This is a genomic window from Methylophaga sp. UBA5088, assembly GCF_002414625.1.
GTDB lineage: Bacteria > Pseudomonadota > Gammaproteobacteria > Nitrosococcales > Methylophagaceae > Methylophaga > Methylophaga marina.
Genome location: NZ_DIAC01000085.1, coordinates 58391 through 58616 on the forward strand (window position 1 = coordinate 58391; position 226 = coordinate 58616).

The following is a 226-nucleotide window of genomic DNA, read 5'->3' on the forward strand; positions in this document are numbered from 1 at the left end:
ATCTGGCCGGCTGGGGTTACAACACCACAACAGACAAAGACAGCGCCAGCAATATAGACAGAATCTCTGTTATTCAGCTCTCAGACATGACAAATTTATAGCAGGCTCAGCGGGTGAACTAACTACTCAGAAATGCCTCGTGAGCTCGTTTGCTCATTTAGAAACGAGATTTTTGAAATGAGGTGCAGGGATTTAGATAAGGAATAATGGCGGAGCGGACGGGACT